This window comes from Klebsiella sp. RHBSTW-00215 (genome assembly GCF_014103785.1).
Lineage (GTDB): Bacteria > Pseudomonadota > Gammaproteobacteria > Enterobacterales > Enterobacteriaceae > Klebsiella.
In genome coordinates this window covers 2235809-2254969 of the sequence record NZ_JABXQS010000001.1, presented here as the reverse complement: position 1 = coordinate 2254969, position 19161 = coordinate 2235809, and the positions used below count along the sequence as shown (strand labels likewise).

Annotated in this window: 16 protein-coding genes and 6 pseudogenes; 11 read left to right on the top strand and 11 right to left on the bottom strand. The window is 49.0% G+C overall.

Going from position 1 to position 19161, the window contains the following annotated elements; genetic code table 11:
* The first annotated feature begins 4 nt into the window (after positions 1–4).
* Genes HV127_RS10760 through HV127_RS10745 form a run of 4 tightly spaced genes read left to right on the top strand, consistent with a single transcriptional unit; the run spans position 5 to position 3286 of the window.
* Positions 5–1108 (top strand): mandelate racemase/muconate lactonizing enzyme family protein, encoded by a 1104-nt coding sequence (locus HV127_RS10760; RefSeq protein ID WP_134184959.1) that lies wholly within the window; start codon positions 5–7, stop codon positions 1106–1108.
* 24 nt (positions 1109–1132) lie between these two features.
* Complete coding sequence (locus HV127_RS10755; RefSeq protein WP_142463586.1) at positions 1133–1960, top strand: SDR family oxidoreductase; 828 nt, start codon at positions 1133–1135, stop codon at positions 1958–1960.
* Positions 1954–2865 carry a dihydrodipicolinate synthase family protein gene (locus HV127_RS10750; protein ID WP_182235950.1) on the top strand — a complete coding sequence of 304 codons (912 nt, stop codon included), beginning with the start codon at positions 1954–1956 and terminating at the stop codon, positions 2863–2865. Before HV127_RS10755 ends, HV127_RS10750 begins: the two co-directional genes overlap by 7 nt.
* Positions 2852–3286, top strand: coding sequence for a heme-binding protein (locus tag HV127_RS10745; RefSeq protein ID WP_182240619.1), 435 nt, complete (start codon positions 2852–2854; stop codon positions 3284–3286). Before HV127_RS10750 ends, HV127_RS10745 begins: the two co-directional genes overlap by 14 nt.
* A gap of 123 nt (positions 3287–3409) precedes the next feature.
* Here the strand turns inward: HV127_RS10745 and HV127_RS10740 are convergent, their stop codons facing one another.
* On the bottom strand, positions 3410–4420 hold the full coding sequence (locus HV127_RS10740; protein WP_182235948.1) for a LacI family DNA-binding transcriptional regulator: 1011 nt from the start codon (positions 4418–4420) through the stop codon (positions 3410–3412).
* A gap of 203 nt (positions 4421–4623) precedes the next feature.
* Positions 4624–5658, bottom strand: a complete 1035-nt coding sequence (locus HV127_RS10735; RefSeq protein WP_182235946.1) for a DUF1176 domain-containing protein — start codon at positions 5656–5658, stop codon at positions 4624–4626.
* Positions 5659–6051: 393 nt separating this feature from the next.
* Between HV127_RS10735 and HV127_RS10730 the strand changes: the two genes are divergently transcribed.
* The 4 genes from HV127_RS10730 to HV127_RS10715 all read left to right on the top strand — a co-directional run bounded on the left by HV127_RS10730 (position 6052) and on the right by HV127_RS10715 (position 10029).
* Complete coding sequence (locus HV127_RS10730) at positions 6052–6846, top strand: DNA/RNA non-specific endonuclease (protein ID WP_182235944.1); 795 nt, start codon at positions 6052–6054, stop codon at positions 6844–6846.
* A gap of 438 nt (positions 6847–7284) precedes the next feature.
* On the top strand, positions 7285–8265 hold the full coding sequence (locus tag HV127_RS10725; RefSeq protein ID WP_042934497.1) for an IS5-like element IS5 family transposase: 981 nt from the start codon (positions 7285–7287) through the stop codon (positions 8263–8265).
* A 188-nt stretch (positions 8266–8453) separates the two neighbouring features.
* Entirely contained in the window at positions 8454–9185 is a 732-nt protein-coding gene (locus HV127_RS10720; RefSeq protein ID WP_220471437.1) for an AAA family ATPase, read from the top strand.
* Positions 9178–10029 carry a DUF4435 domain-containing protein gene (locus HV127_RS10715; RefSeq protein ID WP_117089949.1) on the top strand — a complete coding sequence of 284 codons (852 nt, stop codon included), beginning with the start codon at positions 9178–9180 and terminating at the stop codon, positions 10027–10029. Before HV127_RS10720 ends, HV127_RS10715 begins: the two co-directional genes overlap by 8 nt.
* Positions 10030–10169: 140 nt before the next feature.
* Here the strand turns inward: HV127_RS10715 and HV127_RS10710 are convergent.
* Positions 10170–11552, bottom strand: a pseudogene (locus HV127_RS10710) (IS4 family transposase); the annotation flags it as partial.
* 274 nt (positions 11553–11826) lie between these two features.
* Here HV127_RS10710 and HV127_RS10705 point away from each other — a divergent pair.
* A pseudogene (locus tag HV127_RS10705) lies at positions 11827–11973 on the top strand (transposase); the annotation flags it as partial.
* Positions 11974–12696: 723 nt separating this feature from the next.
* Here the strand turns inward: HV127_RS10705 and HV127_RS10700 are convergent.
* On the bottom strand, positions 12697–13221 hold the full coding sequence (locus HV127_RS10700; RefSeq protein WP_117089950.1) for a hypothetical protein: 525 nt from the start codon (positions 13219–13221) through the stop codon (positions 12697–12699).
* A gap of 14 nt (positions 13222–13235) precedes the next feature.
* A complete protein-coding gene (locus tag HV127_RS10695) occupies positions 13236–13868 on the bottom strand; it encodes a ParA family protein (protein ID WP_220471423.1) in 633 nt (210 codons plus the stop codon).
* On the opposite strand from HV127_RS10695, the gene HV127_RS10690 reads away from it, so the two are divergent.
* On the top strand, positions 13867–14847 hold the full coding sequence (locus HV127_RS10690; protein ID WP_042934497.1) for an IS5-like element IS5 family transposase: 981 nt from the start codon (positions 13867–13869) through the stop codon (positions 14845–14847). The genes HV127_RS10695 and HV127_RS10690 overlap by 2 nt on opposite strands.
* Positions 14848–14884: 37 nt before the next feature.
* Here HV127_RS10690 and HV127_RS10685 read toward each other — a convergent pair whose 3' ends face one another.
* From HV127_RS10685 to HV127_RS10660, 6 genes and pseudogenes are all read right to left on the bottom strand, one after another.
* Entirely contained in the window at positions 14885–15259 is a 375-nt protein-coding gene (locus HV127_RS10685; protein WP_182235938.1) for an AAA family ATPase, read from the bottom strand.
* Between the two features lie 35 nt (positions 15260–15294).
* Positions 15295–15692 (bottom strand): annotated as a pseudogene (locus tag HV127_RS10680) (replication initiation protein); the annotation flags it as partial.
* 220 nt (positions 15693–15912) lie between these two features.
* Positions 15913–16167, bottom strand: a pseudogene (gene nadS / locus HV127_RS10675) (NadS family protein); the annotation flags it as partial.
* 36 nt (positions 16168–16203) lie between these two features.
* Positions 16204–16493 (bottom strand): annotated as a pseudogene (locus HV127_RS10670) (addiction module toxin RelE).
* Between the two features lie 97 nt (positions 16494–16590).
* A pseudogene (locus tag HV127_RS10665) lies at positions 16591–16719 on the bottom strand (transposase); the annotation flags it as partial.
* A 127-nt stretch (positions 16720–16846) separates the two neighbouring features.
* Positions 16847–17878 (bottom strand): IS630 family transposase, encoded by a 1032-nt coding sequence (locus HV127_RS10660; RefSeq protein WP_117089953.1) that lies wholly within the window; start codon positions 17876–17878, stop codon positions 16847–16849.
* Between the two features lie 201 nt (positions 17879–18079).
* On the opposite strand from HV127_RS10660, the gene HV127_RS10655 reads away from it, so the two are divergent.
* Positions 18080–19060 carry an IS5-like element IS5 family transposase gene (locus HV127_RS10655; protein ID WP_042934497.1) on the top strand — a complete coding sequence of 327 codons (981 nt, stop codon included), beginning with the start codon at positions 18080–18082 and terminating at the stop codon, positions 19058–19060.
* Positions 19061–19161: the final 101 nt, after the last annotated feature.

Genomic DNA, 19161 nt, shown 5'->3' with positions numbered 1-19161 from the left:
TCAGATGAACAGCACAAAAATGCCCGTGATTGAAAATATCGAACTGATGACCGCCCGCGTCCCGCTGCCGGAAGGCCCATGGGGGGATCAGATTCACCACGTCACCGATATCGAAGTGGCGATTGTTGATGTCTACGGTTCAAACGGCCACGTCGGTACCGGTTTTAGCCACACTTCCGGCTGGTGTGGAAAAACCATCTCCGCGCTGATTGCTGAGATTATCCCGGACGTGATCGGCCAGCCGCTCTCGCCGCGCGGCCTGTGGCATCGCTCATATAAACATATTCACGACGTCGGCGGCGCGGGCGTCACCACCCATGCTCTGGCGGCGCTGGATATCGCCTACTGGGATCTGTTGGGCAAAACACTTAACACGCCAATCATCGACATTATTGGCCGCGTGCGCGATCGCGTTCCGCTGTACGGCAGCGGCATCAACTTGCATCTGTCTATCGAAGAAGTGATCGACCAGGTCAAACGCTGGAAAAGCACCGGCTACCTGGCGGCGAAAGTGAAAGTCGGCAAACCGACGCTGGAAGAAGACGTGGAGCGCCTGCGCAAAATTCAGGAAGCGGTGCCGGGATTTCCGCTGGCGGTGGACGCCAACCAGGGCTGGAACTTCCCGCAGGCGCTACGCGCGTTCAAGCTGTTCGAGCCGCTCAACTTGTTATGGATTGAAGAGCCTCTGCCCTCCGATGATATCACCGGCCATCTCAAGCTGCGCGAACGCAGCACTACGCCTATCGCGCTGGGCGAAAACGTCTATAACTTAAACCAGTTCACGCAATACATCGAGAGCGGCTGTGCGGATTACATCCAGGCGGATCTCGGACGCGTCGGCGGGATCACTGGTTATCTGGATATCGCCGCCGTCGCCCGCGCGCACAACCTGCCGATGACGCCGCATTTTGTCATGGAGCTCAGCGCCAGCCTGCTGGCGACGGTACCGAATATCTCTTACGCCGAAATGACCGACGGCGGACGCTGGAAAGATCTGCGCATTATCGCCGAAGCGGGCGAAGAGGTGGACGGCTACTACGTGCCGAGCGAACGACCGGGCCACGGCATCATTCTCGATCGTGACTATCTCGCAACACACAAAATCTAACCACTCAGTGATGGGGAAAGGACAATGGAAGACACGTTATTCTCAGTTAAAGACAAGGTCATCATCGTGACCGGCGGCCTTGGACAGCTGGGGGCGCAGTACGTGAAGACCTTACATGAGCGCGGCGCAAAGGTGGCGGCGCTAGCCACCCGCGTCGATGCCGCACGTATCGATCGCGTGCTGGGGGCGATAAAGGACTCCGACCGCCTGCTATGTGCGGAAGTGAATATTACCGACAAAGCCAGCATCAACCGGGTTCTTGATAGCATCGAAGCGAAATGGGGCGTGCCGGATGGCCTGGTGAATAATGCAGGTGTTGATACCCAACCCAGCGCGCCGCCGGAAGTTTCCGGCCCGTTTGAGGAGTTTCCGGAAGAGGTATTCCGCGAGGTGGTGGAAGTGAACCTGGTCGGCACCTTCCTGATGACCCAGCAGGTTGGCAAGCGTATGAAACAGGCCGGCAAAGGCGGCTCGATTATCAACGTCGGATCGATCTACGGCGTGGTCTCCCCGGTGCAGGATATCTATAGCTATAAAAAAGAGGATACCGGTATTCCGTTCGTCAAGCCGGTAGCCTATTCAGCGGCAAAGTCCGGGCTGTATAACTTCACCCGCTACTGCGCCACCTACTGGGGCCGCGACGGCATTCGCGTCAATACCCTGACCCTTTCCGGCGTTGAGCGTAGCGACCAGGATCCGCGTTTTCAGAAAAACTACACCAACCGCATTCCGATTGGACGGATGGCAAAACCCCATGAGTACAACGGTGCGGTGGTGTTCCTGCTCTCCGACGCGTCGGTCTATATGACCGGCTCCAACGTCGTCGTGGATGGAGGCTGGACCGCATGGTAAACGATAAATGGCAGGTTTTTCGCGGTATTATCTCCGCCGTGGTAACGCCGATGCATGCCGACGAGTCGGTAAACTATGCGGCGCTGGACACCCTCGCCCGTGCCCAGCTGGCGCGTGGTGTTGAAGGCTTTTACTGCTGCGGTTCCTCCGGGGAGGGGCCGTTACTGCGTTTCGATGAGCGCAGGCAGGTGCTGGCAACGCTGGTACAGGCGGCGGAGGGCAAAGTGCCGGTAATTTCCCACGTCGGAACGCCGCGCACCCAGGATGCCATCGAGCTGGCAAAAAGCGCCGAGCAGGACGGGGCCAGCGCGGTATCGCTGGTACCGCCCTACTACTACAAATACAGCCGCGAGGAGATTATCGCCTACTACCGTCGGGTACTGGACGCCATTTCGATTCCGGTGATTTTGTATAATATTCCGCAGTTTACCGGCGTCGAGCTTGACCATCAGACCGCCGAAGCGCTGCTCGGCGACGAGCAGGTACTGGGGGTTAAACATACTTCGCATAACCTCTATTCGCTGGAGCGGATGATCGCCCGCTATCCGGACAAAGTGTTCTTTAACGGTTTCGATGAGATCTTCCTTTCCAGCCTCGCGGCAGGTGCGACGGCCACTGTCGGCACCACGGTCAACCTCCAGCCGGAGCTGTTTCTCGCTCTGCGCAGCGCGTTTAAGCAGGGCGATATCGCCCGGGCGCAGCGCTTACAGCAGCAGATTAACGAAGTCGTGGAAAACCTGGTGGCGCGCGGCGTGTTCCAATCGGCGAAGTATCTTGCCGGTAAAGAGACCGTCGATACCGGGCCAACCCGCGAGCCGTTTGTGGCGCTGACGGCGGCGCAGAAAGGGGAGCTGGATGAACTCTATCTGCGCTTACGGGGGTATATCGCCGATGCCCGGCAATGACAGGCTATGTACCCAGAGACGCCTGAACGATAGCGCCGTTTGCCAGCAGGTGGCGCTGTTTTTACAGGAGACCGAAGGAGATGCACAGACCCGGGGGCTCTCGGTTGCGGTGGTGGGGCCGGAGGGCGAGCTTATCGCCTTTGGCGCACACGCTCGCTGTCCGCCGCTGCCGCGCCAGCTCGCACAGCGCAAGGCCTGGACTGCCCTGCGCTTTCGCCGCCCAACGGCAAGGCTTGCGGAAGAAGTTAGCGCCGGTAGCCTACGGCTGGAAGTGTTTCACGACCCGCAGTTGCTGGCAATGCCAGGCGGCGCGCCGGTGATGCTTGATGGGCTGGCAATAGGCGGCGTAGGGATCAGCGGCCTGCCGCCGGAATTAGACGCCGAGTTGGCGGTGCGTTTTGTTCAGCGGCTGATGACATAAAGCGTTCCCGGAGGCGGTACTGCGTACCTGTCCGGGCTACGCGGCATATGCCAGCTCCTACGCTCTTTTCCCCCTCTCCCTTCCAGGGAGAGGGCCGGGGTGAGGGTCTTTTACCGCGTCCACTTAACTCCGCTGCTTTTCCACCGACAAAGGGCGATGAATCAGCGTCATTGGCACCGTGATCTTCACGTCGGCATTCTCGCCCTGCAGCTTCTGCTGCATCAGATGAAACGCGTGCTGGGCCCAGGCGTCCTCGTCCTGACGCATCGACCACACCGCATTCGGCAGGAAACCTAACATCTGATGTTCATCGAAGGTCCCAATCGGGATATCCGACGGAATAAAACCATAAGTTTCCCGCAGCGCGCTTAGCGTCCCCTCCAGAATCGGCAGCGATGAGGCGATAAACGCCTTCGGCGGCTCCCGATGCTGGCGGAGAAAATCGAGCATCAGCTGTTTACCCTCTTCCTGACGGTTATGGCTGGCCGATAAAATCCACTCTTTCCCGGCGGGCAGCTCGCTAAGATAACCCTGCAAACGGCGCTGGATAGACGGCTGCTGGGTATCCCCGGCAATAAAAAAAATCGGCGAGACATCTACCGCCTGAGTCATCGCCTGCACCAGCTTTTTACTGCCGTTGTAGTTATCACTCACCACCAGCGATACGTCGCTCTCGCCAAAATCACGGTCGAGCAGCACCAGCGGCCGCTTGCGCGCTACCTTCTGATGATGCAACTGTGTCTCCCGATTAGAAGGCACGACAAATAATCCATCGACATTGCGCGCCAGCAGCCCTTCGACCAGGCTGTTCTCATGCTCGCTGTCGCTGTAGGTACAGGCGATCATCAGTTGATACCCTGCCTGGCGGCAGCAGGCTTCCAGCTTTTCCGCCAGCGTGGAGAAAAACAGGTTCGACAGGCGCGGGATCACCAGCCCTAAGGTCTCGGTTTTATTGAGCTTCAGGCTGCGGGCGATGTGGTTAACGACCAGCCCGTTCTCAGCGATATAGTCATTAATACGCTGCTGCGTTTTAGCGCTGATGCGGTACTGCTCAGCTTTACCCCCCAGCACCAGCCGCACGGTAGTAATCGAGATTTCCAGCGCTCTGGCGACTTGCTCAACAGTTTTGGTCATAACATCATTTTCCATAACGAACAGAACTGCTTAATCATAAACTAATTCGAGTTAGCAATACATTAGATAGGCTGTTATTTTGAACAAGGCGTCGACCTGCTGAGGCAATGACATTATCGATATACAGTGGCGATCACCTTATCCTCCGGCACTGACTTTGATAAATGTGCCGGAGGGAATGATTTCCGCGTTATTTCAGCGCGTTACTTTCCAGGTTTAACATCGGCTACCCAAGTGGGGAGATCCCAGGTACCGCCCAGGCGTAAATATCGACACATTCCGGTTGTTGCCTCGCGGCTTTTGCGGAACGTTGTGCCATCCCAGACCCAGCTTGCCGTTCCCCAGCAATCACCGAGACCGCGCCCTTTCTGGCTCATGAAAATCTCACCCTCGCCATACTCAGATCCTGAAACGGTAATAAGAGCGGGATTGCCTTCAAGCTTGCTATCAACCACCCAATAACCGTACCCCTCGTTATATGCCGCCCGCCAGCACAGCGCTGAAATCAGCGAGTGGGCGTTATCCAGCGGCGTCAGACTGATGGTTTCTGCTTCCTCCCCTTCTTCAGGCTGGATGCGATCGCACCAGTCATCTTCCTTCAGGGTTACCAAAAGTTTTGGCTTGAGTATCGCCAGTTCAGGCGCTGTCAGCGCTCTTTCCTGAGCCTTCTCAGGCTTAACCTGGTTAATCACCGGCGCGGGAACGGCGGCCCGGACGCTGCTCTCCGGTTTATCACCTTTTTTGGTCAGCGCGCCAGGCGTGCCAATTCGCCCCTGAACATCGTCCATTTTCAGCAGCACCGCATAAGCGCCATCGCCGGAGAGCACAAACGGGTCCGGACCGCCTTTAAATTCAATTTTTCCGCTACCTTTGACCGCATTAATGATGTCCTGGACCTGTTTGTCCGACAGTGGCCAGCTCTCTTTTCCAGGCTTCACTTCGCCCGCTGGCTGGTCATTAATCCACAGCGTCAGCTTGTCAGGATAAACATCGCTATCGGTAATATCCGCCAGCATAAGTTCCCCAGACACCGCAGTCCCCGCTCCGGCCTGACGGGTCAGCAGTACTGAACCACCGGCACCTTCGTCGGGGCTGTATCCCGCCGCCCGGCAGGTCAACGTGTTATCACAAACCACTTCCCAGTCTTTATGGCTGAATGAAACGCCGCTTTTTTCCGCCAGCGCGGGGGCGCTGAGCACGGCTAATGTCAGCAGCCCTGCCCTGATTCCCTTTTTCATACCGTTTCTCCCTATCGGATAATTTTCCGTAGTCTGAACAATGCCCGTGACGGAGAGAAGTGTTTTCCCTTCTCTTTTATTCTTTTCAGACAATATCAGAGGTTGCAGGTCCCTTTGTCCTTCATCAAACATTCTCACATCACGATCAGTCCAGAGTGTTGGGTGAAAATATATTATTTGGCATCATCCAACATCATTTGATTATCAAAAAACATCATCCGGCGTGATGTTTAATCATCTTGTGATATTTCACTCTGTCGCATTTTTCTGGTTGTTTTTATTCTCTCACTTCATCTTTCTAATTCATTTATGAATTGCGCCGCTTTGTTATTAACAGCGTCTTTCTACTGTTTATGAATTTGGATTCACGTTCGCTATCACGTTATAAATAAAATGAAGATATATAGATTTTTGTGCCTGTTGCCATCGTTATTTTTAGGGCTAGCGTGCGCCGCCAGCGCATCCGCCATCGATAATTGTGAAGTGGGCTGCCCGACCGGCGGAAGCGCACAGACGCTGGTTCGCGAAGCGTATACGCTGAATAACAACAGCCGCAGCAAATTCGCTAATTGGGTGGCGTATAAAATCACCAAAGCCAGCCAGGCCAGCGGTCGCTCGCGCAGCTGGAAGCGCGATCCGGATTTACCCGCCGCAGATACGTTAGCCCCTGCTGCCTATAAAGGGGCAAGCACGGCGCTGACGATCGATCGCGGGCATCAGGCCCCGCTCGCCGGGCTGGGCGCAAGCGCGGACTGGCAGACATTAAACTATCTCTCCAATATTACGCCGCAGGAGTCCGGGCTCAATCAAGGTGCGTGGGCAAGGCTGGAGGATAAGGAGCGCGCCCTTGCCGAGCGCAGCGACGTCACCGCAGTCTGGTCCGTAACCGGGCCGCTGTTCGAACGGCATATTGCCACCCTGCCCGCCGCGCCCGACGTTGAGATCCCCAGCGGCTACTGGAAGATTATTTTTATCGGCTCCAGTCCGGATAAAGGCGAATACGCGGCGTTTTTACTGGATCAGGCGACGCCAAAAAGCGCCAGTTTTTGTGATTATCAGGTAACGGTGGAAGAGATTGAGCAACGAACCCATCCGGCGCTCTCTTTTTGGTCTGCCCTGCCGCCGGAGATTACCCAAGGCCTGAAGACCCATAAAGGTACGCTGGCGAAAGAGTTGGGGTGTTCTTGATTTGATATTTTCATCCTGATTCAGGTATTAAGTTTGTATTATTGTTCAAGACTGTTTTTTGGTTATTTAAGCAATATCAGGAAAGGTATTTACCGTTGGAGCTAAATAATCGAATTACGTATTTCATTCATTCTTAACATGCGGTTAAAGGCGTTTATTATGTTCGATTAAATTCTGGACTTTGCGTTTATTACTGGTTAGGTTTACAGGTGTTATTTAGCGCGGTGCGAATGTGTTGGCGCACACCCGCACCGCTGATCACAATTACTATTATGAAGGAATAGCAACCATGACTGATATCGATTGTATTGTAGATTCGTTTGATCCAGAAGTGTCGCCGAAGAATAAGCGTCAGTTGACGGTGAGTTATGGAAGGTGCGAACAAGTCCCTGATATGAGATCATGTTTGTCATCTGGAGCCATGGAACAGGGTTCATCATGAGTCATCAACTTACCTTCGCCGACAGTGAATTCAGCAGTAAGCGCCGTCAGACCAGAAAAGAGATTTTCTTGTCCCGTATGGAGCAGATTCTGCCATGGCAAAACATGGTGGAAGTCATCGAGCCGTTTTACCCCAAGGCTGGTAATGGCCGGCGACCTTATCCGCTGGAAACCATGCTACGCATTCACTGCATGCAGCATTGGTACAACCTGAGCGATGGCGCGATGGAAGATGCTCTGTACGAAATCGCCTCCATGCGTCGGTTTGCCCGGTTATCCCTGGATAGCGCCTTGCCTGACCGCACCACCATCATGAATTTCCGCCACCTGCTGGAGCAGCATCAACTGGCCCGCCAATTGTTCAAGACCATCAATCGCTGGCTGGCCGAAGCAGGCGTCATGATGACTCAAGGCACCTTGGTCGATGCCACCATCATTGAGGCACCCAGCTCGACCAAGAACAAAGAGCAGCAACGCGATCCGGAGATGCATCAGACCAAGAAAGGCAATCAGTGGCACTTTGGCATGAAGGCCCACATTGGTGTCGATGCCAAGAGTGGCCTGACCCACAGCCTAGTCACCACCGCGGCCAACGAGCATGACCTCAATCAGCTGGGTAATCTGCTGCATGGAGAGGAGCAATTTGTCTCAGCCGATGCCGGCTACCAAGGGGCGCCACAGCGCGAGGAGCTGGCCGAGGTGGATGTGGACTGGCTGATCGCCGAGCGCCCCGGCAAGGTAAGAACCTTGAAACAGCATCCACGCAAGAACAAAACGGCCATCAACATCGAATACATGAAAGCCAGCATCCGGGCCAAGGTGGAGCACCCATTTCGCATCATCAAGCGACAGTTCGGCTTCGTGAAAGCCAGATACAAGGGGTTGCTGAAAAACGATAACCAACTGGCGATGTTATTCACGCTGGCCAACCTGTTTCGGGCGGACCAAATGATACGTCAGTGGGAGAGATCTCACTAAAAACTGGGGATAACGCCTTAAATGGCGAAGAAACGGTCTAAATAGGCTGATTCAAGGCATTTACGGGAGAAAAAATCGGCTCAAACATGAAGAAATGAAATGACTGAGTCAGCCGAGAAGAATTTCCCCGCTTATTCGCACCTTCCCTAAAAGTTTATCAACTAAAGAAAGCTCAAGAATCAAAAGAGATTGCAAGAGAGTTTCAAGAAGAGGTTTTAATTTCAGTTCTTTACGATGAGGATATTGACTCTTCAATTGGTTTGAGTGAACTAGCTCAAACTGATTTCCAAGAAGAAATGAAAAATTTTACCAACTCTTACAACCAGCTGGGCATCCAAAGTACTCTAAGAAAAGGTAAAGCTAAAGAACTAATCAGTAAACATTTCAATGCAATTCAGGAAAGCGTAACATATTTACAAGAAGCTATTGCAGAAAAAAAAGGGGTTTTTGATGTCGATAAAATATTCGCCTTTCCACTCTTAAAAAGAACAAAAAAAATATTACAGGCAGGTAAGTCTGCAGAGAGGAGAAGGAAAAAACTATTTAGACCCCTTGATATTTATAAAAAAGAGATCCAAAAATATTTTAATGGAAAAACAATAACTTTATTATCAGATGGAGGGTTATATTTCAAAGACGCGAATAGAAATAGTAGTGAATATGATTTCAAAAAACTTTCCTCTGGTGAAAAACAGATCCTAATATTATTAACTGAATCACTTCTTCAGGATGGTGAATCTAAATTATTCATTGCTGATGAACCTGAGCTTTCATTACATATCGACTGGCAAAGCAAAATATTACCATCTATAAGAATGCTAAACAGAAGCGCTCAAATTATTGTAGCAACTCACTCCCCAGAAGTCGCGGGTGAATACCCAGAAAATATTCTAGACATGGAAGACATCTGCTATGAGTAAAGGAATTCCTCGTGGTTCAAAAGCCCTAGCGGTAATAAATAGGTTCAAAAGAGTTAGCGCTATCCTATATGTCGAAGGACCAACTGATCGCGTTTTTTGGAAAACTCTTTTAGACTCAAAGGGAGTGAATGATATCTCTATTGAAATTGCGGGAAGCTGTACAATTATTGATAGTTACATAGATAAAATATTGAATGAAAATCTTGAAATTTTTGTAGCTAGAGATAAGGATTATAAATATATTTTGAATAAAATACCTCAACATGAAAGGGTGCTTTTTACCTTTGGTCACAGTGTTGAGAATACCCTAGTTTACAATGATGCCATCGTAAGTATAGGAAAATCAATTGGTGGCGAGGAAGAATACTGTTCATTATCAGTCCAGCATTGGCATGAGTACATTATAAATCAACTGCAACCATTAGTTATTCGTGAGTTTGCAAATGAGGCTGTCGGTTCCGGTTTAAACATATTAGGTGATCATGGAGATGGTTTATTTGGCAAAACATGGAATAGCGATAAATTTCCAACTGAAAAAATATTAAAAAAAATGGAAGAAATAGACAAAATAATCTCACCCCAAGAGATACTAGCAGCTTCAAATATTGTGGAGGAACGATGCAATGATATTTATTGCTATATTAGAGGTCATTTTCTTTTCAGTTTAGCACTAAAGTTTGTTAAAGAAATGATGAACACACTGCTGAATAAAAAGTCAGTTAATGTATCAAATGACTCCTTAATGACCATGCTTTCAATGGCATTTAGAGGTGCGTTCGATTCAGGAATGCATCCTCATAGCGAACATTATATGATAGAACTTGATAAATTAAGAATGAATTGAGTAAGTCATAAAAAGCACTCCGAGACAACTTCGGAGTGCTTTTATTTTAAGCTGACACCTCAAACATTACAAATGTATAAGCGCTCGGGATTTGCAATAAATCAACGTAAACGTCCTATCAGTCTTGCAATTACCCACATCTATTCTCTCAAAAGTTCAAAACCATAAAGAATGTCATTAAGCCGACGTAGTCCTCGCCAAAGCACTGTGTTTCCTGGAGGAGGATCGTTGGCTCTGGCTAAATATCCGCCTAACTGAGCAAGCTTTATAATATATCTCTGTAGGGGTGCAACATTTTCAGTTTTTTTATTGTCTTTGACGACATTATCAAGTAATTCACATTCTGCATGTGTCAGGGCCATTTCGGCAGGTACATCTGAATATTCACGGCTAACCATTGTCAGCCAAAAGATCCTCCAGCTTATAATGCAAAAACACGATATCAGTTTGCTCAGCCTTTCTGCTGTTCTAAGTTTAGAATCTTCAGCTTTACATCCTGATTTCAGAACCTTATGAAAAGTCTCAATTTTCCAACGATGTGCATACCATTCGAGTTTTTCGATAGCATCGTCATTACAGTCGACGGGAATATTAGTCAGTAGTTTCCATTCAAGAGGTTTCCTTCCAGGCGTTTCATTTTCTTCTCTGGCATGAATGGCAAATAAAGTTATATCAGGATATTGTCTGGATTTACCTATTGGAGGCTTCACTAATATCTTTTTCCACCGAACGGATAACATAACCTCATGACTTTTCTCATTCTCATCCCGCAGAACAACATTATGAATACATTTTATTGACTCATTCTGCATTTCATCAGAAATAGTGTGCTTTCCATCGCCAGCAAGTCTGTCAACACAAGTTCTTACCAGAAATGACGTTTTAAGTTCCCGGGATAAACAAAACAACTCATAAATATCACTTTCTCTGTCGCCAACGTGGACACAACGTTCAGGGCATTGCAGCAGAGTCATCGACTGACGCAGGCTATCAAGCCACCTGATACTTTCTTTTTCTTCAATAGGTACGCGGGTCGGATTGATTTTCCTTTTGAGGGCGTTGGTGCCTTTAAATTTTCTGCGTGTCCAGAATTTTATTGCTGATAACCCCAACGGCACACCTTGCGAGGTTATAGCGAGGCTGGAGTGCATCAAAATACCACAATTAACGATCTTACCTTTTGATTTATCTTTTCTCTTTCCCCATGCCGATGTAGTTCCGGTATACCCAATGATATCTGGATTATCTCTTTGATAAATAAAAGTTGTCGTATCCTGAAGCAGTAATATAGTTTCATCTTTTAATGCTGTAACGCGCTGTCGTGTGGACTCAAAATGCCCCTGCAGAATGGCAGATTCATCAACATGAGGATTTGAAAGAAACCGGTAAGCCGCTTTAGTTCCAGCCCAGTCCTGACAGGCAAACGGGATCGTGCTTCCTATATTTTTCCAGAAATTACCCATGAGTTCACGAAATCGCCGACCGAGTCTGCGGTCATTGAAACTACCTTCGTCAACTTCCTGAGCTAACCATTCTGTATCGCCTTGAGTTTAAACCATATTATTCCATTAGTTGAAGTCAGTAAGAATCTTTAGGCTTGCAGAAGTTGTGGGTAATTGCAAGGCTCACTGAACGCTTACCCAATTTTGAGATGACCGGGATCCTTTTAGGGCAAGCAGTCCGTAAACGTAAGACTACTCAGGAGAAAATCGCCATTATCCAGCAGACGATGGCCCCCTCTGGCAGGATAGTTGACACCCCATACTGAAAATCTCTATGGGGGCAACGGAGCCTGTTATGAAACGCTATTCACCGGAACGTAAAGCCGCCGTTTTGGCCAAATTACTGCCGCCCTACAACATGACCGTTACCGCACTTACACAACAGGAAGGGATATCGGAAGCTACCCTTTATAATTGGCGAACCCAGGCCAGGCTGGCGGGTCAAGATCAGTGCCACCTCTTAGGGAGTGGCTTCCATGAGGTGTCTGCGCTCGGTGGGGCTGAGTACTTGTAATACTGCATCTCTATTACCTAAATTGAACTTGAAGAATCTATCGCGGTAAAGATGTGTGTAAATAATAAGGAAGCACGTCAATAGTTTCTTTGAGAAATTAATAAACTCAATGCACTTACCTTCATCAAATTTAGGTATGCTATTTAACGCACTAATGTTAGCCATGTTCGACGCATTTGCTGTGTGTGTGTAGGCGCACAAATCAGAATAAATAGATGTTATATCGGTGTATCTATCTTTCAGCCTAAGTGTGCTAAACAATGAGATGCTTCTAGTTTTCTCAAAAACAGAGAATACACTTTTATCCTCAATGATGCTTTCACACTCAGGATAAGCTATCGACTTTGAAAAATTTTCTATCGAACTCCTTAGAGACATATTGGCTTGCTTATACATACCATGAGCAAGAAGGAGAATAGATGCACCTATATCAGAACAGGTTTCATTAACCCTATTTAAAACTTCAGAATTAATTCCGATAGCTTGGTTTAATGTAAGTTCCGAAGAAAAAACCAACAACGAAAAATATCCTTTATGAACCATTTTTAGGTTTCTTAAAAAATCACTATTACTAGAAACGCTCTCTAGGGAATAGCATTTTAAAAAATCAACAAGAAGTTTAAAGTCGTCATTAGTTAGTCGAGACAAAGATCACCCCCTATTATAAAGATGACGAATAAGACGATTCCAGTCATAGTTGTCATTCATTAATTTCTTTTCTATTTTTATATTGCTAATAACGCGTTCATCACTAGTCAATCGGTATATAAATTCACCGATATCGGAGACTTTAGCTAGTGTATTTTCATCTTGGATTGAGCAAATTATAGTGCCTATTATTTCATCTCTTGAACGTTTCTCAGGAAATTTAACTTCAATGCCAATAAGAGCAGCGAAATCAGATAAATCCTTGTTTTTTATGAAAAGTTCTCGATCCATCAGTAGCGCAGGCAATGCACCAATAAGGAAGGATTTCTCTTTAACCGAGTTATTCCTTAACTTGCTGTCATAGCGATATTTAGAATAGAAAGACTCTTCTTTTTTTGAATTTTCAACATTATTAATATAATCAATTAACTTTTTTGCATCAATATTCTTATATTTGTTAGCAACCCAAGAGAACTCCTCAATGAAATTCATGAGCGTCTTAAGATCTTTACTAGTTAGTTTGTCCATGAATCAATGCCCCCTTAGCTTGCTTTCTCTTTCAACTCATCAACGACTCTGACAAGTTTCATATGTAATGCTCTATCTTTCAATTTTAATATGTGAAGAGCTGAAGTCTGCCCTTTAGAAATCGCGGTCCTCTTAGGTATGAATGATCTAAAGATTAAACTTCGCCACTTATCACTACCTTCTAAAAACTCCATTGTTTTTCTATAAGTAACTGTGTGTTCCTCAACCAAGTTTAAAACAAGTCCTAAACACTTTATTTTCAGAGCAAAGTTTTTCTTTTTATCTTCAATGATACTTTCTAAAAGATCAATTCCCGTGATGGATAACGGCTCTGGTTTTACTGGTATGATATAAAAATCAGAAGCTATTAAAGCGCTATACATCCAGATTGATGGCGTAGGGGGTGTGTCCACTAACACATAATCGTAACATTCCCTTACTGATTCTAAATACCTACGTAATTTAAACTCTAAACCACTACCAGCCGAAACCTCAATTCGGTGAAGTTCCAAACTACCCGGTAATAGATCTAAATTATTGACTATTTTAATTGGTTTTATATCTTCAATTTCTTTAGGGAAGGTGCGAACAAGTCCCTGATATGAGATCATGTTTGTCATCTGGAGCCATGGAACAGGGTTCATCATGAGTCATCAACTTACCTTCGCCGACAGTGAATTCAGCAGTAAGCGCCGTCAGACCAGAAAAGAGATTTTCTTGTCCCGTATGGAGCAGATTCTGCCATGGCAAAACATGGTGGAAGTCATCGAGCCGTTTTACCCCAAGGCTGGTAATGGCCGGCGACCTTATCCGCTGGAAACCATGCTACGCATTCACTGCATGCAGCATTGGTACAACCTGAGCGATGGCGCGATGGAAGATGCTCTGTACGAAATCGCCTCCATGCGTCGGTTTGCCCGGTTATCCCTGGATAGCGCCTTGCCTGACCGCACCACCATCATGAATTTCCGCCACCTGCTGGAGCAGCATCAACTGGCCCGCCAATTGTTCAAGACCATCAATCGCTGGCTGGCCGAAGCAGGCGTCATGATGACTCAAGGCACCTTGGTCGATGCCACCATCATTGAGGCACCCAGCTCGACCAAGAACAAAGAGCAGCAACGCGATCCGGAGATGCATCAGACCAAGAAAGGCAATCAGTGGCACTTTGGCATGAAGGCCCACATTGGTGTCGATGCCAAGAGTGGCCTGACCCACAGCCTAGTCACCACCGCGGCCAACGAGCATGACCTCAATCAGCTGGGTAATCTGCTGCATGGAGAGGAGCAATTTGTCTCAGCCGATGCCGGCTACCAAGGGGCGCCACAGCGCGAGGAGCTGGCCGAGGTGGATGTGGACTGGCTGATCGCCGAGCGCCCCGGCAAGGTAAGAACCTTGAAACAGCATCCACGCAAGAACAAAACGGCCATCAACATCGAATACATGAAAGCCAGCATCCGGGCCAAGGTGGAGCACCCATTTCGCATCATCAAGCGACAGTTCGGCTTCGTGAAAGCCAGATACAAGGGGTTGCTGAAAAACGATAACCAACTGGCGATGTTATTCACGCTGGCCAACCTGTTTCGGGCGGACCAAATGATACGTCAGTGGGAGAGATCTCACTAAAAACTGGGGATAACGCCTTAAATGGCGAAGAAACGGTCTAAATAGGCTGATTCAAGGCATTTACGGGAGAAAAAATCGGCTCAAACATGAAGAAATGAAATGACTGAGTCAGCCGAGAAGAATTTCCCCGCTTATTCGCACCTTCCTTAGGCTTAACTATCGACGATCCATTAATCGAGTTGACAACAACCCTTTCTGGATTAAAAACCGTACAGATTGTGTCACCGCCACTTTCCATGTGCTTGATATAAGCCTCAGGGGTTAATACGCATTGTGTAGCGTTAAATTGAGGGTCCATGTCTATTATGAGGACTCTTTTTTCATTCCTCTCGGATAAGCAATGAGCCACATTTATGGCTACCGTAGATTTACCAACACCACCTTTCATATTAATAAAACTAATAACCTTCATACTATCCCTTTCTTTATTATACCTAAAATAGGTTTGACGACTATTTTCCAGTGACCATGGTTCGGGTTCTTGCAGATTGGTCTTAAATACCCCGCCCCGCGTCAGCCTCTAACTTTTTACGTAGCGCGTTCTCCACGGCGGCGGCGTAGCGCAGCGGCTTCATTTTTCCGTCCGGCGCAGTGCGTATCGAGGTTTTAAGTGCGTACAGCAGGTGCGCGTGTCCGTTTTCGGGATTGCTCAGCGTAGGCTCGGGGGCGTTGCGATCAACGTCGAATCCCAGCCAGAACATGGCGTGTGGCTGATTGAACTGGATGTATTTCGCCAGGATGGCGCGTTCCTTACCGGCAATGCGCACACCAAAGTGCAAATCGTCCGAAAAGTACGGCTTGTGCGGCAAGCGCTCGTTGAAAAGGTTAAGTGCAGCGTTACTCAATCCGGCCTGCGCTTATGGCGGGCTGTTGTCTGGCACGGTTCATGTGCTAAGATTCCTTCAAGGTTTCGTACCTAGCCCTGGTTATCATGCTCATCCGCCAAGATTGCTCATGATTTCCGGGGCTTCGTTTTTTCTGTTGCCGTTAAATTACACGGGAACGGCCTCGTCTGTCGAATCCTTCTGTCACCACGGTTTAGTGTACCGCCAGCTCCAGGAAAAATTACGGGTTAGCCTGGATGGTTGCCAGCACCTTCACCGCTAGTCCGGTCGGCTTACGGCGTCCAGTTTCCCAGCTTTTGATGGTGTCAAGGCTGGTTCCCAGCGCTTTCGCCATCTCGCTCTGTGAAACGTTCAACTGTGCCCTGATGGCTTTTACGCCTGCCTGGTCGTAACGGATGATGCGGGCTGACTCTCTGACGCCATTTTTAATTTCTACGGCTTCTTCCTGCGATGCTTTCAGCTCGTCAAAAAACGCATGTCACACCTCGCCTTTCAGTTGTTGGGTCAGCGTTTACAGCGCGGCTTTCTCCGTGTCTGTCTTTGGTGCTTTTCGAGTAGGCCAATACCAGACAAATTACCTCAACGGTGGCTAGGAAGTAAACCACCCTCGAACTGCCGCTGGTTGCCTGTCGCCATCCTAATTTAGCGCAGCCCGCCGGTTTTCTAGATGAGATCGCCTTTATCCGGCAACTCAATCAGCGTCTTTCGCAGCGCCCTGAGCTCTTCATCCGTGGCGATCTGTTTTATCTGAATCTGACGGGCAAACATCGGGGTCTCGATAAACTCAATCGCGTGACTCACGGCTGTCTCCTGTTTTCAATGGGGTACATTGTACGCCAAAATATGATTTCAGAGCTGCCTTGTTCAGTGGAAAAGTTGCATTACAGACACCCTTGGTTAACCACTTATAGAGACTGTGTGCTGAAACGCCCAGCCGGTCAGAAACTTCGGCAACGGAATAACCGCGTTCCGTTATCTGACGGACGGCTTCTTCCTTAAATTCAGGTGTAAATCGTGGTGTGCCCATACGCTCCTCCTTGCTCAAACTATAGGGCAGGATCGTCTACCGGGGCGGGGTCAGTCCATTACTAACTGACGGTTGTAGCTAATACTGGGGGCAGGTCATTGATTCTAAATAGCTGCGCCTAATACCGCTACACTTTTGCCAGACCATGTTTCCCTCCGGGGAATGGGCTGGCTGTTTCCATAAAATGGCGAACCTTTTTCAGTAACTGCCACATTGAGCGGCACTGGTGATTACGGGTTATCGTGTCATGAAGCGCCTGCCATAACCGCTCAACGTGGTTCACCCACGGCGAGTAAACCGGTTGGTAAATTACCCTGAATTTGGGATTTGCTTTCAACCAGCGCTGTGTTTCACGGCTTTTATGGATAATATAGTTATCCACGATGAGCGTGATGGTTTTTGCCCGTCGGTATGTGGCTTTAAGGTGCTTCAGCAGGCTGATGAACAGCACCGAACTTTTGCTGTTGCCGCCCACATAGCTGACTTTGCCCGTTCCGCTGTGCAATGCTCCGGCCAGATAGTATTTTTCGTTCTGCCCCGGCGTCACAACCCGTTTTTGCTGCCCGCGTAACTGCCAGTCTGCGCCGATTTTGGGGTTGAGATGGATATCCACTTCATCCTCATAAAAAACCGGGTGTTCTGCGCTGCATTCGCCCAGTGCTTTATGGATTGCAGCCATTTTTTCATCCTTATGAGGATCGCGGATACACAACGTTGGTGCGGCTCTGCGCCATACCAGTCCGGCAGAGGGCAGCCAGCGACGCACAGTCCCGGCATGCAACTGGAACCCGGTTATCTCATTGATTTTTATTGCCAGTAATTCGGTGCTCCAGCGTGAACGCTGATAACCAAAATCACAGGGAGAATGTTTTATCAGTTCACGTAACAAGGTACAGATATGCTCAAAAGGCCAGCGTCGGGAACGTCCTGCGGGCAAGGATTTCAGGCCTTCAACACCTGATACAGTGAACCAGCCAATCCAGCGCCCAACGGATGAACGGGCACAACAGAGTGTTCTGGCAACATCGCTGATCCGTTCACCCCGATGAAGCATCAGCATGGCCGTGAGTCTGCGGGCATGATTTTTATCGCGTGTTTTATGGATAGCTTTCTGCATCAGGCGTCGTTCGTCACGAGGTATTGGTGCTATGATCGGCATCGCTCAGTCCGGTTGGTGATTTGTTTTGATTTGGCGATTGATCAGATCGCACAATCCGGGCTGAGTTCCCTATAAGTGATCTACTATTCTGCGCAGCTATTTAGGGCAGCTAGGCAATGGAAGTATGAACTAGGGAAGGTGCGAACAAGTCCCTGATATGAGATCATGTTTGTCATCTGGAGCCATGGAACAGGGTTCATCATGAGTCATCAACTTACCTTCGCCGACAGTGAATTCAGCAGTAAGCGCCGTCAGACCAGAAAAGAGATTTTCTTGTCCCGTATGGAGCAGATTCTGCCATGGCAAAACATGGTGGAAGTCATCGAGCCGTTTTACCCCAAGGCTGGTAATGGCCGGCGACCTTATCCGCTGGAAACCATGCTACGCATTCACTGCATGCAGCATTGGTACAACCTGAGCGATGGCGCGATGGAAGATGCTCTGTACGAAATCGCCTCCATGCGTCGGTTTGCCCGGTTATCCCTGGATAGCGCCTTGCCTGACCGCACCACCATCATGAATTTCCGCCACCTGCTGGAGCAGCATCAACTGGCCCGCCAATTGTTCAAGACCATCAATCGCTGGCTGGCCGAAGCAGGCGTCATGATGACTCAAGGCACCTTGGTCGATGCCACCATCATTGAGGCACCCAGCTCGACCAAGAACAAAGAGCAGCAACGCGATCCGGAGATGCATCAGACCAAGAAAGGCAATCAGTGGCACTTTGGCATGAAGGCCCACATTGGTGTCGATGCCAAGAGTGGCCTGACCCACAGCCTAGTCACCACCGCGGCCAACGAGCATGACCTCAATCAGCTGGGTAATCTGCTGCATGGAGAGGAGCAATTTGTCTCAGCCGATGCCGGCTACCAAGGGGCGCCACAGCGCGAGGAGCTGGCCGAGGTGGATGTGGACTGGCTGATCGCCGAGCGCCCCGGCAAGGTAAGAACCTTGAAACAGCATCCACGCAAGAACAAAACGGCCATCAACATCGAATACATGAAAGCCAGCATCCGGGCCAAGGTGGAGCACCCATTTCGCATCATCAAGCGACAGTTCGGCTTCGTGAAAGCCAGATACAAGGGGTTGCTGAAAAACGATAACCAACTGGCGATGTTATTCACGCTGGCCAACCTGTTTCGGGCGGACCAAATGATACGTCAGTGGGAGAGATCTCACTAAAAACTGGGGATAACGCCTTAAATGGCGAAGAAACGGTCTAAATAGGCTGATTCAAGGCATTTACGGGAGAAAAAATCGGCTCAAACATGAAGAAATGAAAT